Source organism: Streptomyces sp. NPDC055189 (assembly GCF_053606765.1).
The window spans coordinates 25,799-41,330 of sequence record NZ_JBSGSG010000035.1 but is presented as its reverse complement, the minus strand read 5'-3'; the positions used below and the strand labels follow the sequence as shown (position 1 = coordinate 41,330).

The 15,532-nt window shown below is 70.2% G+C and carries 11 protein-coding genes; 8 read left to right on the top strand and 3 right to left on the bottom strand.

Annotated features, from left to right (window positions below):
* The first annotated feature begins 191 nt into the window (after positions 1-191).
* The 7 genes from ACWFR3_RS24035 to ACWFR3_RS24005 all read left to right on the top strand — a co-directional run bounded on the left by ACWFR3_RS24035 (position 192) and on the right by ACWFR3_RS24005 (position 6,348).
* On the top strand, positions 192-602 hold the full coding sequence (locus ACWFR3_RS24035; RefSeq protein ID WP_453736676.1) for a rodlin: 411 nt from the start codon (positions 192-194) through the stop codon (positions 600-602).
* A 628-nt stretch (positions 603-1,230) separates the two neighbouring features.
* Complete coding sequence (locus ACWFR3_RS24030; RefSeq protein WP_453736675.1) at positions 1,231-2,136, top strand: LCP family protein; 906 nt, start codon at positions 1,231-1,233, stop codon at positions 2,134-2,136.
* A gap of 111 nt (positions 2,137-2,247) precedes the next feature.
* Positions 2,248-2,655 (top strand): rodlin, encoded by a 408-nt coding sequence (locus tag ACWFR3_RS24025; protein ID WP_453736674.1) that lies wholly within the window; start codon positions 2,248-2,250, stop codon positions 2,653-2,655.
* Between the two features lie 103 nt (positions 2,656-2,758).
* Entirely contained in the window at positions 2,759-3,067 is a 309-nt protein-coding gene (locus ACWFR3_RS24020; protein ID WP_453736673.1) for a trypco2 family protein, read from the top strand.
* Positions 3,068-3,078: 11 nt separating this feature from the next.
* Entirely contained in the window at positions 3,079-4,146 is a 1,068-nt protein-coding gene (locus tag ACWFR3_RS24015) for an effector-associated domain 2-containing protein (RefSeq protein WP_453736672.1), read from the top strand.
* A gap of 103 nt (positions 4,147-4,249) precedes the next feature.
* Positions 4,250-4,438, top strand: coding sequence for a hypothetical protein (locus ACWFR3_RS24010; RefSeq protein ID WP_453736671.1), 189 nt, complete (start codon positions 4,250-4,252; stop codon positions 4,436-4,438).
* Between the two features lie 59 nt (positions 4,439-4,497).
* Entirely contained in the window at positions 4,498-6,348 is a 1,851-nt protein-coding gene (locus ACWFR3_RS24005; protein WP_453736670.1) for an HEXXH motif domain-containing protein, read from the top strand.
* 66 nt (positions 6,349-6,414) lie between these two features.
* Here the strand turns inward: ACWFR3_RS24005 and fxsT are convergent, their stop codons facing one another.
* The 3 genes from fxsT to ACWFR3_RS23990 form a co-directional block, all read right to left on the bottom strand.
* Complete coding sequence (gene fxsT / locus ACWFR3_RS24000) at positions 6,415-10,317, bottom strand: FxSxx-COOH system tetratricopeptide repeat protein (protein ID WP_453736669.1); 3,903 nt, start codon at positions 10,315-10,317, stop codon at positions 6,415-6,417.
* 314 nt (positions 10,318-10,631) lie between these two features.
* Entirely contained in the window at positions 10,632-12,164 is a 1,533-nt protein-coding gene (locus tag ACWFR3_RS23995) for a VMAP-C domain-containing protein (protein ID WP_453736668.1), read from the bottom strand.
* 142 nt (positions 12,165-12,306) lie between these two features.
* A complete protein-coding gene (locus ACWFR3_RS23990; protein ID WP_453736667.1) occupies positions 12,307-13,413 on the bottom strand; it encodes a threonine synthase in 1,107 nt (368 codons plus the stop codon).
* A 340-nt stretch (positions 13,414-13,753) separates the two neighbouring features.
* On the opposite strand from ACWFR3_RS23990, the gene ACWFR3_RS23985 reads away from it, so the two are divergent.
* Positions 13,754-15,328, top strand: coding sequence for a S8 family peptidase (locus ACWFR3_RS23985; protein ID WP_453736666.1), 1,575 nt, complete (start codon positions 13,754-13,756; stop codon positions 15,326-15,328).
* The last annotated feature ends 204 nt before the right edge of the window (positions 15,329-15,532 follow it).

The window sequence follows — 15,532 nt, the reverse complement described above, 5'->3', positions numbered from 1 at the left end:
TTCTGGCAGACGCTCGAGTCACTGCCCCCTGACCAACTTGCGGGTGCGAGCCCGGGTTTCGGGGCTTCACTCGGTTGGGCGTTTGTCGGGCCATCGTTGGGCCATCAGAGTGAAGCGGAGCAACTATACGGAGGGCGTGGAGTTAATCAGAGCGCTCCGGCGAACGGGGTTTCTCCAGAAGGGAATTAGTTGTGATCAAGAAGGGTATGGCTGCAGCCGCGGTTGCCGTCTCCGTCGTCGGCATGTCGGCTGCCGCAGCTGGGTCCGCAAGCGCGATCGGCGACGACCACGGCACCACGTCGCTCAGCGGCAACGGCGCCAAGCAGGCGTACGGCAACTCCGCCACGTACGGCAACATGAGCCCGCAGATGGCGCTGATCCAGGGTTCCCTGAACAAGCCCTGCATCGGTCTCCCGGCCAAGGCGAACGTCGGCTCCCTCGTCGGCCTGGTGCCGATCGCCGTCCAGGACATCCCGATCCTGTCGGCCCCGCAGAACCAGCAGTGCGTGGAGAACTCCACGCAGGCCAAGGGCGACGAGCCGCTGTCGCACATCCTCTCCGACATCCCGGTCCTGTCGGGCAACGGCGCGAACAACGACTGATCTCCCCACGCACCGCTCAGCGGGCCGCCGTTCACCGGCGGCCCGCTGTTGTGTGCGACCGCGTGCGGCCGTCAGCCCCGTGGCCAAGGATCGCGTGACATGAGTGCCTGCCATTCCTGGTCGGGCCGGCCCGGAACAGTTCTTCCCTGCCGTGCCCAGGAATCCTGCAACGACGTGTAGATGGGATCCTCGACGCGGCGTTCCGGAGAAGTTCTGCTCAGTGGGATGAGGCTCTGACGCCTCCATTGCTGCTTGAAGTCAGCCATATTCCCTCGCCATCGATGGGCGTGTGTCGAGCGATCTGTTCCAATTGCGGAATCCGGCGAAACCGAACGCTTAGGTCGAACGAGTTGTTGTTCGTGCGCGCCATGGAGTTACCGCGCCCGCGTTGCCGCCGAGCGATTTACCGTTTCCGCGTCCTGGTTCCCCCGCAGCGGAGATCAGCTTGCGCACTCACCTCTACTCACCGACCGGATCCCGGCGGGCGCGAAAGCTCCGTCTCGCCGTTCCGGGGGTACTTCTGGTCGTCGCCGCCGCCGGAATGGGAAACGCCGCGGCGCTGCCGCTTCCCGTCCAACGCGTCGATGTCTTCAGTGACATGAAGAATCGGCCGGACGGGGGAAGAGGTATGAATATCCTTTTGATGGGGACGGACGGGCGCGACACCATCACGCGGGAGGAAAAGCGGAAGTTCCACGCGGGCGGCATCGCCTGCGACTGCACGGACACGCTCATGCTGGTCCATGTCTCCGAGGCACGGGACCGCGTCAGCGTCGTCAGCCTCCCCCGCGACTCCTACGCGAAGATCCCCGCGCACCGCGACGAAGCCACGGGCCGGATGCGCGCGGCACATCCGGGAAAGATCAACGGCGCCTATGCGGAAGGCGGGCCCACGCTGTCCGTACGCACGGTCGAGGGGATGACCGGCGTCCGTGTCGACCGGTATCTGCAGCTCGACTTCCGGCGCTTCATGGACAGCGTGCGGACGGTCGGGGGCGTGGAGGTCTGCACGCCCCGCGTCCTCAAGGACAGGACGACGAAGTTGAACCTCGCGCCCGGCACGCACCGGCTCGGCGGCGGCAGGTCCCTGCAGTACGTCCGCTCCCGCCACGTGGACGACAGCGCCGACTTCGGGCGGATCCAGCGCCAGCAGCGCTTCCTGATCGGCGCGCTGCGCAGCGTACGTACCCAGAACGTCCTGGCCGACCCGCTCAGGGCGGCACGGCTGAGCCGGTCGCTGGTCGGCGCGGCGCAGGACGACCGGGGGTTCAGTACCGGGCAACTCCTGTCGCTCGCAGGCGATCTGGGACGGATTCCGCCGTCCTCCATGGAGTTCACCACCGTGCCGGTCAGCGGCTTCAGCACATCGCTGAACGGCTCTCTCGAATGGGACCGGGCGAAGGCCGGGAAAGTCTTCAAGGCCCTCGACCAGGACCGGCCCCTCACCTCCCGTAACTCGACGGCCAGGCTGAGCGATCCACCGAGGTTCGGCAGCCCGGTGACGGTGCGCGGCAACACCCTGGAGTGCCGTTGACGGCCGTCTGATTACTAGGCCGACCGGGTCAAACGTCGAAACCATCCCCCGATCAGGCAGTTGATCATCACGCGGCTCTGCCAACGGAGCCCGCTCTTGAAGGGAATCAAAATGAAGAAGCTCCTGGCATCCGCGGCCATTGCCGTCTCCGTCGCCGGCGTCACGGCCGGAATGGCCCCCCAGGCCATGGCGATCGGTGACGACTCGGGCACCACGTCCCTGAGTGGCAACGGCGCCGAGACGGCGTTCGGCAACTCCGCGACCAAGGGCGACCAGAGCCCCCAGCTCACGCTCGTCCAGGGCACCCTGAACAAGCCCTGTGTCGGCCTGCCGGTCAAGGCGAACGTCGGCTCCCTCGTCGGCCTGGTGCCGATCGCCGTCCAGGACATCCCGATCCTGTCGGCCCCGCAGAACCAGCAGTGCACCGAGAACTCGACGCAGGCCAAGGGCGACGAGCCGCTGTCGCACATCCTGTCGGACATCCCGGTCCTGTCGGGCAACGGCACCGCCAACCAGTAAGACCCCGACAGGGGCCGGCCGTCGTCGTGCCGGCCGGCCCCTTCGGTCGCTCCCGTGTCGCCTCCGCAGTGTGGAGGCGACACGCCGGGGGTAGGGGCTCGGCGTGATTGAACTCGCCGAGATGATCGCGCAGTTACGCGGGGAACTCGCCGCCGCCATGGCCGCGGCGCAGGACGCCGAGGACGACGCACTGCGTTTTGAACTGGGTCCGGTACAGCTGGAGACCGAGTTCACCGTCCAGCGGTCCGAGGCCGCTGACGGCAGGATCCGCTTCTGGGTCGTCGAGGCAGGCGCCTCCGGCCAGCGGGCGGACAGCACCACCCATCGCGTCACCCTCAGCCTGGAGCCCCGCGTGCGCGGCTCCGATCAGCGACCGTGGGTCCGCGGTAACGCGGCCGAGCGAGAGCGCTGAGCGCCGCCGCCATGCCGGTGCCAGGGGGGATCGAGGCGGCGCGGGTCGCCGAAGTGCTGGTGGAGAGGCCGGGCGGAGATCCCGGACGACGCGGGTCCGGCTACCGCGTGGGGGACAGGTCCGTATTGACCGCGGCTCACGTGGTCGAGGGCCCGGTGTCTTCGGTGCGGGTGCGCTTCGACGCCGATCTGCCGGGGGAGTGGAGCGCCGGCGCACGCGTCGTACTGCTCGCCGGGGCGGCGGACGTCGCGCTCCTGGAGATCACGACGCTGCCGACCGGCGTCGCGAGCGTCGAGAGTCCTCGCTACGCGTCCGTACCCGAGAGCGATGTGGTGCTGCCCGTCAGCGCGATGGGCTTTCCCCGTTTCAAGCTGCGTGACGACGGCATGCGCCTCCTGGACGACGGCGCTCCCAGCCAGTACCGCGACTCCTGTCACGCATCGGGGACCGTCTCCGTCCTGTCCAACCGGCGCGAGGGCACACTCGAACTGGCCGTTCTCGCGCCGCGCGAGGACCCCGAACCGCGGCGTTCTCCCTGGGAGGGGATGTCCGGCGCGGTGGTCTGGTCCGGCGGTTCCGTGATCGGTGTGATCAGTGCCCACCACCGCTCCGACGGCCTCGGGCGGCTCGCGGCCGGCCGGGTCGAACACTGGTACGACGCACTGTCCCCCACCGAGCTGGAACGCCTCCACCGGGACGCCGGTCTGCCCCCGCGTGGAAGCCTCGGCTCCGCAGCAGGACCGGAGGGCCCGACGGCCCCGGCGAGCCTGGCCGATCTCCCCTCCGACCTGCCGTTACGCGAACTCCTCGGTCTGGTCGACGCGTTGGTGGACATCCCGGTGCTCGGGGACGCGAACGGCCTGGGTCTTGTGCTCTCCAGCATCGACGCGGAGATCGCCGCGAACCGGCCGAGGGACTCCCGGCTGAAGATGGACATCTACGGCATCGTGCGTACGTGTCTGCGTTACCGGGGCACGCTCGATCAGCTCCTGGAGACCGTCCGGCTCCTGGAGGGGAAGTCGGCGGAATTGGCCCGGGTCGACCGTGAAGCAGCTCAACTGGCCAAGCGATACTGCTGACTTGATGTCGGGCACGGCTCGGACGCGGGGTTTCGCAGCGTGCCGTGCTGGGTCATCATGAGGGGGAAAGGGACTGCGCATGCACGGAATCACGGGAGGGGACTTGGCAGCCGTGGAGCGAGCGATGCCTGCCGTCGAGTCCGATCTCGTAGATCTCTCGGGGGTTTCTCTTGAAGCGCTGCTTTCCATGGACGGCAGTGCCATCGAGGGGTCGCTGGAACCCCTGCTGGATCACATCGATGATGCCCAGGCCATCACGAATACATACGGAGGGCCGTCTCGTTTCGACTGACGGGACGGCCGGCGGGGCGGCTGACGGGACGTCCGCGCCGGTGTGGCGGGCAGCAGCCCATGGCGGGTAGGCCCACGGGGGCGGTGGCACTGCCGCTCCACCGGCTTTCGATCGCCGGATTCCATGACCTGGCACGGGGCGAAGGCGGCCGGGCGGTGGTGGAGGAACTCCTCGCCGCCGAGCGCAGCCGCCGCATGCTGTTGCTGCGGGCACTGCACGACGGCCTCGCCGGGAACGGCCCGCCCGCCCGGTCCGGAGCGGCGATCTCGTACGGCGAGGCCTGGTCCCTCCTCGAGCGCGCCCAGCGGACGGCCCCGGATGACTTCGACGACGTACTGATGTCGCCGAACACGGGGATGTGGCTGTCCCTCGTGCTGCGTCGGATCCGGGGCGCCTCCATGGAGGACGCGCCGCTGTGGGTGGTGGCGGGACACGTGTCGGCGCTCGCCGCGGCGGCGGGGACGCGGGCCGGTCTCGACTTCTCCGTCGCCGTGCCGGTGAGCCGGGGCATCGTCTTCCTGCCGACGTTGGGCTGTGCGGAGATCGAGGCGACGGAACCGTGGAGCACCGCGCGCGTCGAGGCGCGGGACGGCCGGCTGCGGATCACCGGGGAACACGGCACGGTGCTCGTCGGGCCAGGGGTCGAGCACAGCGCGCCCGGATGGCATGCCGTGCGCCGGGTCACCCTGGGGACGGCGCGGCCGCACCTGCGCGTCGCCCTGGAGGAGTTGGATCCCTACCGCACGTTCCCGCGCCCGAGCGAACCCCTGCTCCTGTCCGCCGCGGACGCGAAGGCGTGGCAGGTCATGCTCACCGACGCGTGGGAGATCCTGCTGCGCGACGAACCGGAGAGCGCCGAGGCGATGCGCGCCGGGCTCATGTCGGTGACCCCCACCCCGGCGAGGGAGCGGTTCCGGCCGCACAGCGTGACCGCGGGCGACGCCTTCGGCGGCGTCATGGCCTCACGGCCGGACGACGCCGCACAGCTCGCCGCCACCCTGGTGCACGAGTTCCAGCACATCAAACTGGGCAGCCTGATGCGGCTGCGCCCCCTGAACGTGAGCGCTTCGTCCGCAGGCTCCGAAGAGCTGTTCTACGCACCCTGGCGCGACGACCCGCGCCCGCTCGGCGGCCTGCTGCAAGGGATATACGCCTTCGCCGGGGTCGCCCGCTTCTGGCGCACCCACCGGCACTCCGCCGATGCCGCGCATGCCTCGCTCGCGCACTTCGAGTTCGCGCTGTGGCGCACGCAGGTGTGGTCGACGGTGAACCTGGTGCGTACGCACGAGCGGCTTACGCCCTTGGGGCGGCGCCTCCTCGACACCCTGCGCGAGCGCTGCGCCGCGTGGCTGGACGAGGCGGTGCCGGACGCGGAGCTGCGCCTTGCCCGGGAGGTGGCGGCCGGTCATCGGGCGCGCTGGCGCGCCCACCATCTGCGGCCGTCGGCCGACGCGGTGGACGAGGCGGTGCGGGCGTGGCGGCGCGGGGACGACCGCCCCCCGCCCGGTCTCGCCGGTGAGCCCGTCCTCGTGCCGGACTCCGAGGCCCGCTTCCTGGACACCGAGGCCGTCCTGACCCGGTACCGGCTCAGCGGCGCAGGCAAGGACGCGTGGGACGCCGAGGGGGCCGAGGACGCCGACGTCCTGCTGGCGCTCGGCGACCGTGATGGGGCGCGGGACGCCTTCGCCGCGCGGCTCACGGGCAAGGAGGCGCCGTTCGGTGCCTGGGCCGGACTGGGGCGGGCCCTGGCCGGTGACGAGGCCCTCCGTGGCGCCTCCTGGCTGTTGCGGAACTTCCCGGAGCGGGCGTGTGCCGTGCAGTGCGCGCTGGAGAAGGCGGCGGGGCAGGGCGCTGATCCGGTGCTTCTCGCGCAGTGGGTGGCACGTGGCGCGCAGGAGCCCGGCAGCTGATCCTGAGTTACTTGGATAGTTGGGTGGCGGGGGCGGGTGTGTGCCACCCGCCCCGCTGACCGTCGGTTACAGCGGCACCGGGTCGATGTCGCAGTTGGCCCGCTGGCCCGCCTTGGCCTGGAGCGTGGCCGGGTGCGGGGTGCCGGGCTCCACGAGGAGCCGGGGAGCGTCGAGTACGCGTTCCATGCGGGCCAGGGTGTCGGCGCGCAGCGCGGCGCCCTCGGCCTCCTCGCCGAGCTCGATCAGGTCCATCGCGAGGTTCCCCGCACACGCCAGCGTGGTGGGGTGGTCGTCGCCGAAGGTGGTGCGGCAGTGCTCCAGGGTCCGCCGGCCCAGCTCGCGGGCCGCGTCGTGGTCGCCCAGGGCGGCCAGGTCACTGGCCAGGTTGATGGCGGTGACCAGGACGATGGGGTGGGCCTCGCCGAGGCGTTCGGTCAGCGAGGCGAGCGCGGCCTCGTCGAGGCGCTTGGCCTCGGCGGGCTGACCGAGCAGGCGCAGCGTGACGGCGAGGTCGACGTCCGCCGACAGGACATGCGGGTGCTGCGGGGAGAAGATGTTGCGGTACTCCTGGCAGGCCTTGATGCCGCGTTCGCGTGCCGCGTTCAGGTCGCCGTTCTGGCGCAGGGCCACCGACAGGGTCAGGGCGGCGGACAGCGACGAGGGGTGGGTGTCGCCGTACCGGCGGGAGAACTTCGAGTACGCCTCCGTGGCGAGCTCCAGGGACTGCGCGTGCTCGCCTGCCTTGCGGGAGGCCTCGCTGAGCTGGCGCATGGTGTGGATGGTCGAGGGGTTGCCGCTGCCGAACACGTCGCGGTACGCGTCGAGGACGGCCTGCTGGCGGGCGCGTGCGCCCACGTAGTCGCCCCTCTCGCGTACGTCGATGGCGACGTTGTTCTCCGTCATCAGGGTCCGCGAGTGGTCCTGGCCCAGGACGCGCAGACGCAGCGCGAGGGTGCTCTCGTCGAGTTCGAGGGCCTGGCGGAAGTCTCCGACCAGGCGCAGGCTCGTGCCGAGGTTGTGGGCGGCGTCGAGCGTCGTGGGGTCCTCCTCGCCGAAGGCCCTGCGCGCCCGCTCGTAGACCGTCGCGTCCAGCTGGGCTCCGAGGGCGAACTCGCCCTCGACGCGGCGCACCGCGGCTTCCAGGCCGATCGCGGCCAGTGCGTCCTCGCGGACGTCCTCGCGGCCGCCGGGTGCCGTGCGCTCGTAGATCTCCTTGAGCTTGCCGACCAGTTCGACGGCTTCGCCGTGCCGGCCGAGGACCCAGTAGATGTAGCAGAGCCACTGCCCCATGAGCAGCGTCTGCTGGTCCTCCTCGCCGAAGACGCTCTGCCACGTCTCCCAGGCCTGCTCGGAGAAGTCGAGCGACACCTCGTGGTCGCCCCAGTGGTAGAGGTACCGGGCGACGTTCATGACGAGCTGACGCACCCAGGGCTGGTCCGACTTGATGGCGTCGGAGGCGATGACGTGGCCGTAGAGCTCGGCATAGCGCGGCCAGTTCGCGGCCGTGGTGGGCGCCTTCGGGTCCGCGGCGGCAAGCAGGGTGTGGGCGCCGTGCCGCATCCGGGACTGCTCTTCGGGCGTCATGCGGTTGTTCAGGACGAGCTGTACGAGGCGGTGCATCTCGATGGAGTTCGTACGGTGGTCGATGCGGGCCAGGGAGTAGCGGTTCACTTCCCTTATGGCGCGCGCGAGCCGCATCGGGTCGTTCAGCGTCGCGTCCAGCTCGGGGAAGATGCTGCTGTTGCCGAGGCCGGAGAAGATGGACCGCGAGATCGGGTCCGGGGCGAAGTACGAGCAGAGCTGCAGCAGGCGCAGGGCCGAGGGGCTGCGGGTCTCCAGGTGGTCGAGCGAGACGTTCCAGGCCGCCGCGACCGGAAGTTGATAGTCCGGGGGCGGTGACGTCTCCAGGAGTTCGGTGCGCTTGTTCTCGAAGAGGCGCAGATACTCCGATGCGGGCATGCCCGTCTCCGCGCGCCACGCGGCGGCCTGCTCAAGGGCCAGCGGCAGGTCTCCGAGCGCTTCGGCGAGCCGGTCGGCCTCCTCCTCCTGGAGGGGCGGCCCGGAGTGGCGCAGGAGCTCCTTGCTCTCCTCGCGGGTGAAGACGTCCACCTCGAGCGAGCCGCCGACCAGGCCCCACCGCCGGTTGCGGGAGGTGACCAGGATCGTGCCGTTGCCCCCGGTGGGGAAGTAGTGGCGTACCTGCTCGGGGTTGTCGGCGTTGTCGAAGATCAGCAGCCAGCGCGAGAAGGGGCGGCCCTCGCGCAGCGCCTCGCGCACCGCGGGGCCCGCGATGTTCGCCTCGGTGCTGGTCTCCAGGCCCAGGCGCCCGGCCAGCTCCACCAGGGCCTGGCCGATCTGGCCCGGCCGCTCGGAGGGGATCCACCAGACGATGTCGTACTCGCCCTGGTGGCGGTACGCGTATTCGATGGCCAGCTGGGTCTTGCCCACGCCGCCCATGCCGTGGATCGCCTCGGGCAGGACCGTGGTCGTGCCTTCGCGCAGACGCTCGCCGAGGAGTTCGAGGAGCTCTGTGCGGCCGGTGAAATTGGGGTTCCTCGGCGGTAGGTTTCCCCAGACGCGCGGCTGTGATGTGCGGTCCCCCTCCACCGTTTGCTGGGGCGTAGTCGACATCACCGATGCTCCTTCAGGATCGGGCCGAGAGACGGGGATTTCACCGCTTTTCTCCAGGCTTACTGCGTATCGACGATCGTGCCAGCCAAGTACCCCTGCCAGCAGGGCGGCGCGCTGCATGAAACGTCCGGAGAGTGCCCTCAGCGCGGCGAGCTCCACGCGGAGGAAGCCGATATTGCGACTGTTCACCCGTGGCATGGCCAGGGTGTCCAGGGGTTCCGCGGGGGAGGGGAGCAGTGAGGCGGTCTCTGTGCCGTCACTGGCCAGGAACGCGCGTACGTCGTGCAGGATCCGTGCGGTGTCGCTCCGGCGGCCGAGCGCCAGGAGTTCCTCGCGGATGTCGGGGGCGAAGGAGAACGCCACGTCCGCGATGTCCTCTCCCTGCGACCCGCTGGGCCGTACGAGGCCGCTCATCAGGAGCTCCGACGCGTGCACCGGACCCGCTCCCGGTGTGGTCCGCAGAACCTTGCGGATCAGGGGGAGGCTCAGGGGGACGGCTGATAAGCGCGTCGCCAGGGTGAAGGCCGTGGGCGAGGCGCCGGCGCGGAAGTCCGACACACGCTCCGCCGCGGGCACCGTGCTGAGGGGGTCGGGGACTTCGTCGGTCCAGGGCAGGGCGCGCGCCGCGTCGGGGCGGCGCTTCCACTCCCGCGCCCGGATGGCGGACATCTCCAGCCATTGCGGCTCGGGCCCCATGACGAGCTGGGCCCAGACCTCGGCCCAGCGGTTGGTCAGGGCCAGGACCGGCACGAGGACCGCGTCCCCCTCGACCTCGGGTTCGTCCGGGTCGTGCGACTCCACCGGGGCCTCGCGCAGCTCCCAGTCGAGCTCCCTGTTGGCCGCCCAGGCGTGGGGGGCGCGCAGCCGCACCCGGCAGACGTCCAGGCCCGTGCGGAACCACAGCTGCTGGGGGAGCACGTGCACCACGGCGACCGGGCCGCCGCGGCCCCAGGCGCGCAGTAGCGGCATGACCGCCCCGGACCGCCAGCCGGCCGCGAGTCCGTCGGTGAGCACGAGGATCACGCGGCGCATGTCCCCGGCGCTGCCGAGCGGTTCCCGGGGGCTGAGGCGTGCGGGGTCGGTCTCGTCGGTGCCGAGCAGGCGCAGGACGCGTACGCGCGCGAAGTCGCCCTCGCGGTTCAGCTCGTCGACCAGGTCGTCGACCGCCTGGTCCCAGACCTTCATCGTCACATGGCCGTCGATGACGAGGACCGCTTCGGCGCGGTCCGTTCTTCCCGACTGGCCGGGCCTCGCACGGCCGAGGCGGCCCAGGACGGACGCGGCCTCACGTCGTGCCCGCGTAGCCGGCCCTTGCCGCTGTCCTCCGTCGTCATGCATATGCGCCCTCAAGGCGTCGTGGCGGCCAGGACAGTTGTGCGGAGTCCCGCAGAGCGCGGGCGTGCGTGACATCCACAGGCGAAGGGTGACAGTGCGCCCGCACCTGGGGCAAGGGGGTACGGACGCATGAGCCGGGGCGCGCGGAATTCGTGCTAGTGCTCGCGTCCCCGGCGGTGAACCTCGTGCACCCGACGGTGGACCTCGTGCACCCGGCGGGCGACGGCCGCACGGCAGCGGAGGCCGGCTGGTTCACGGCGCGGCACCCCCTATCGCCGTATACGGGAGGGTCACGGTCAGGTGGTCGGCGGGCCCGGTCAACTCGTCACCGTCGCACGGTCGGGGCCGGGCGGGCCGGGTCTGCGTTCCGGGTCGTCGACCAGGATGGCCAGATGGCGTCCCACGTGGTTGTCCCAGCCCTCGGGGCCCAGCGCCAGAGCCTCCTTGCGCCAATTTCCGGCGCGCGAGACCAGACTGGCCAGGCCCCGGTCCTGGACCATCTCGGCGACCGCTTCCTTGAAGGCGGGATCGCCGCAGTCGCCCCGGTGCCAGATCATCGCGGGCACGCCCGCCCGCAGCCCGGCCATGAACTCCTGGTGGCCGGTCGGCGAGTCGGTCCCCGGCGGCTGGCTGAGGACCAGACAGACCGCGTGGTCGTCCTCCTTCAGCTCGCGCTCCAGGTGGAAGTGCGACTGGCCGGGAGGGTTGAAGTACGAATGGCTGTCGGCGGGCTGCTCCTTGAGCTGCCGCCACTTCTTGTGCCAGGGACGGTGCCAGGCGGCTTTGCGCAGGCGCTCGAAACTGCGGATCAGAACGGCGTAGTCCATGACCAGAGGAGTCGGTGACAGGGAGGAGGACTCCTTGTGCCACCACTCGACCGGTTCCCCGAGCAATTCCCACGGGAGGATGAATTCCAGGACGACGGGTTGCCTCAGATCCGCCCAGCGCTCCTCGGTCTGCTCGATGAGGACCTCGACCTCGGCGGGCAGGTCGTCGCGGTGCAGATGCACGGTCTCGCCCGGTACGGGATGCCAGCCTTCGGCGTCCGACTGCCGCCAGTGGGAGAGGAAATAGCGGTCGGGCTCCACCCCGTCGGGCTCGAACTGGATCATCAGATACGCGGGCACCATGGGCGGCGGGGCCTGCGGGGCCATGCCGCTGCGCTGCCAGTCGGCGATCTGGTCCTCCAGACCCCACGTCCTGGCCTGCTGACGGTTCCAGCGACGCAGGACCTCTGCTGCCTCCATCAGTCCGTCCTCCACGAGCCGTTCGGCGGCCAGGGCCAGGAACGCCATGCTCACGGGGAGTTCCTTCGCGGCGGTGTTGTCGCCGGCCAGTCGTAGGAAGACTGCCCATCCCGTGTCGCACCACGCGGGCAATTCCTGCGTACGCGAACGGCTCGCGCGCCGGGCGAGCGTGGCGAGCGAGGCCGACGAGCGCATGTCCCGCAGGATCGGCTGCAGGGGATACAGGTCGGCGCCGTCGAAGAACTCCACGGCCTCCCACTCGTCCACCAGCCGCAGCAGCGCGAGAATGGCGGAAGACTGCTGTTCCAGATACTTCAGGCAGCGCACCAGACACGGCAGCCCGTCAGGCACCTCCGTGCAGCGTTCCACCAGGTCGAGGAGCCAGGGACGCAGCGCCGCGTTGCGCAGGGGCTGCACGGGGCATTCCAGTTCGTCGCTCAGCATGCGCACCCATATGTCGGCGCTGTTCTCCTGTCGTACCGTGCCCGATTCCTGCAGTACGTCGACGATGTCGGCGACCAATTCGTGTCGAACCCTCGCCGGGCTGCGCCCTTCCACCCCCGTGACCTCCCCGATCGCCACCAGCAGTTCAGCAGTCAGCACTCGTGTATCGATGGTGCCGACAAGCGTACGGCCACAGACCGGCCCGGGGCAGGCCTCCGGCCATTAGCAGCGCAGAGCTGTGACCAATGGCCGTGGACGGTCAACTCCCTTGTGCGAGGGGTCAGTTCTTCTGTACGAGCGGTCAGTTCTTCGCGAGACCGGACTTCAGGCCCGCGCCGCACAGCGGGACCACCGCCGTGCGGTCGCCGAGGGCGCCGTCCCGTACCGCCGCCCAGCACACGGCGCCGGTCGTCTCGACGTACAACCCGCGCCCCGCCAGGTCCATTTGGGCGTGCCGGATCTGGTCCTCCGTCACGGTCAGGAAGCCCCCGCCGGAGCCGCGTACCGCCCGCAGGATCTGCCGGGCGCGGGGCGGACGCGGGATCGCGATGCCCTCCGCGAGCGTGGGCGTCATGGGGGTGGTGCCCGGGGGTTCGTCGGCGCCCGTGCGCCATGCCTCGGCCAGCGGGGCGACCGACGCCGCCTGGACGGCGTACAGCGTGGGTGCCTTCGCGATCAGGCCCGCCGCGTGCAGCTCCCGTACCGCGAGGGCCGCACCGAGCAGCAGGGTGCCGTTGCCCACGGGGACGACGAGCGCGTCCGGCAGCCGGCCGCCCAGGTCTTCCCAGAGCTCGTGGACGTACGTCTTGGTGCCTTGGAGGAAGTAGGGATTGTGGACGTGCGACGCATAGAAGATGCCGGGTTCGTCGGCCGCCGCCCGCGCCGTCTTCGCCGTCCGCTCGCGGTCGCCGGGCACGATGTCGAGCCGCGCCCCGTGCGCGCCGATCTGCTCCAGCTTCTTCGGCGACGTGCCCTCGGGGACGTACACCGTGCAGGGCAGTCCCGCCCGCGCGCAGTACGCGGCGACCGCCGTGCCCGCGTTGCCGCTGCTGTCGGCGATCACCCGTTGCGGGGCGAGTCGCTGCGCGAGGGCGGCGAGCATGACCGCGCCGCGGTCCTTGAAGGAGAGTGTCGGCATCAGGAAGTCGAGCTTGGCCGAGATCGCGCCATCCAGCGGCACGAGCGGTGTGCGGCCCTCGCCGAGCGAGAACGCGGGGGCGGGCATCGGCAGGCACTCCGCGTACCGCCACAGGGAATTGACCCTTCCGCCAAGGGATTTCAGCGAAGCGGGATTGGGGGAGAAGTCCAGGTCGAGCGGGCCGCGGCAGACGGGGCAGCACCAGGCGAGGGTGCCCGCGGGGACCCGGGTTCCGTCGGTGGGGCAGAAGCAATCCGGCAAGGCTGTCATGTCGGCAGGCTAGTTGGGGTAGTTGGGGCGGATGTGTCATGGCGGGTGCGTGGCGGTCATGTTACGTCCGGTCCTGACCCTTGTGAGTTTCCTATGGATCCGCCAATCTTTCGTCGCGACGAAGGCAAGAACAGGCATGTCGCTTGACATGTCCCTGTTCGTTTTCCTCGTGTACGGGCGCCACCAGCACTGTGTACGGGTCCCGCGGGCACTGCGCACGGGTTCCGCGGCACTGTGCGCGGGCACCACCAGCATGTGTGCGGGTGCCGCCGGTACGGCGTGTGAGCACCTCAAGCACCACCCCCCACCAGCGCACCATCTATTGAGGAGGACCCCTCAGATGGCAGTGATGCGTCATACCCGTCGAAGAATGGCCGGGATCAGCGCGACAGCGGTCGCGGCCCTTGCCCTCGGCGTCGTATCCGCACTCCCCGCGACTGCTCAGCCGGGGCAGGCGGAAGGCACGATCGAGAACGCCGGAGTCCCCGGCGCGATACCGGGCAGCTACATAGTCAGCCTCGACGAGGACGCCGCGAAGGCGGGCTCCAAGGCGGGCAAGGCGCTGGCGAAGGAGTACGGCGCCGAGATCAAGCGCACGTACAAGAAGGCCCTCAACGGCTACGCGGTCGAGCTCTCCGCGGCCGAGGCCAAGAAGTTCGCCGCGGACCCGGCGGTCGAGTCCGTCGTGCAGAACCGGACGTTCACGATCGACGCCACCCAGCCCAATCCGCCGTCCTGGGGCCTGGACCGCATCGACCAGAAGACGCTCCCGCTGAACAACTCGTACACCTATCCGGACTCCGCCGGTGAGGGCGTCACGGCGTACGTCATCGACACCGGGGTCCGCATCAGCCACAGCGACTTCGGCGGACGCGCCTCCTACGGCTACGACGCCATCGACAACGACAACACCGCGCAGGACGGCCACGGCCACGGCACGCACGTCGCCGGCACCGTCGGCGGCACCCTGCACGGCGTCGCCAAGAAGGCCAAGATCGTCGGCGTGCGCGTCCTGAACAACCAGGGCTCGGGCACCACAGCGCAGGTCGTGGCCGGCATCGACTGGGTCACCCAGAACGCGGTCAAGCCCGCCGTCGCGAACATGTCGCTCGGCGGCGGCGCCGACAGCGCCCTGGACGCGGCCGTACGCAACGCCGTCGCGTCCGGCATCACCTTCGCGGTCGCGGCGGGCAACGAATCCGTCAACGCCTCGACGCGCTCTCCCGCGCGCGTGACCGAGGCCATCACCGTCGGCGCCACCACGAACACCGACGCCAAGGCGAGCTACTCCAACTTCGGCAGCGTCCTGGACCTGTTCGCGCCGGGCTCGTCCATCACCTCGTCCTGGAACACCAGCGACACCGCGACGAACACCATCTCCGGTACGTCGATGGCGTCCCCGCACACCGCGGGCGCGGCGGCGCTCTACCTCGCGGACAACCGTACGGCGACTCCGGCGCAGGTGTCCGACGCGCTGGTCGCCGCGGCCTCCACGGGCGTCGTCACCAGCCCCGGAACGGGCTCGCCCAACCGGCTCCTGAACGTGGGCACCGGCTCGACGAACCCGCCGGGCAGCAAGTTCGAGAACGCGACCGACTTCGCGATCAACGACAACGCCACGGCCGAGTCGCCGATCACCGTGAGCGGGGTCCCCGGCTCCGCGCCCGCCGCGCTGAGCGTGCCGGTCGCCATCAAGCACACCTACGTGGGTGACCTCCGGGTGCAGCTGATCGCGCCCGACGGCACCGCGTACACGCTGAAGGCGTATGGCACCGGGGGCAGTTCGGACGACATCAACACCACGTACACGGTGAACGCGTCGTCCGAGACGGCCAACGGGACGTGGAAGCTGCGGGTGAGTGACAACGCGGCGCAGGATGTCGGGAAGATCGACTCCTGGGGGCTGCAGTTCTGAGCAGGCCTGAGTCAGAGCAGGCCTGAGTCAGTAGTTACTGGTTCTGTGCAGGCCTGAGTTCTGTGCGGTTTTCGCTCGTCCTCGTGGTGCGGCTGCGGCCCGCCGCGAGGGCGGGCTCGGACGTTACGTGCCCTGCCCGCGCCCCGCATACGATGCGAAGCTCCCGCATCGAACCCCCGTACGGATCAGGAGCACGGCACCCGT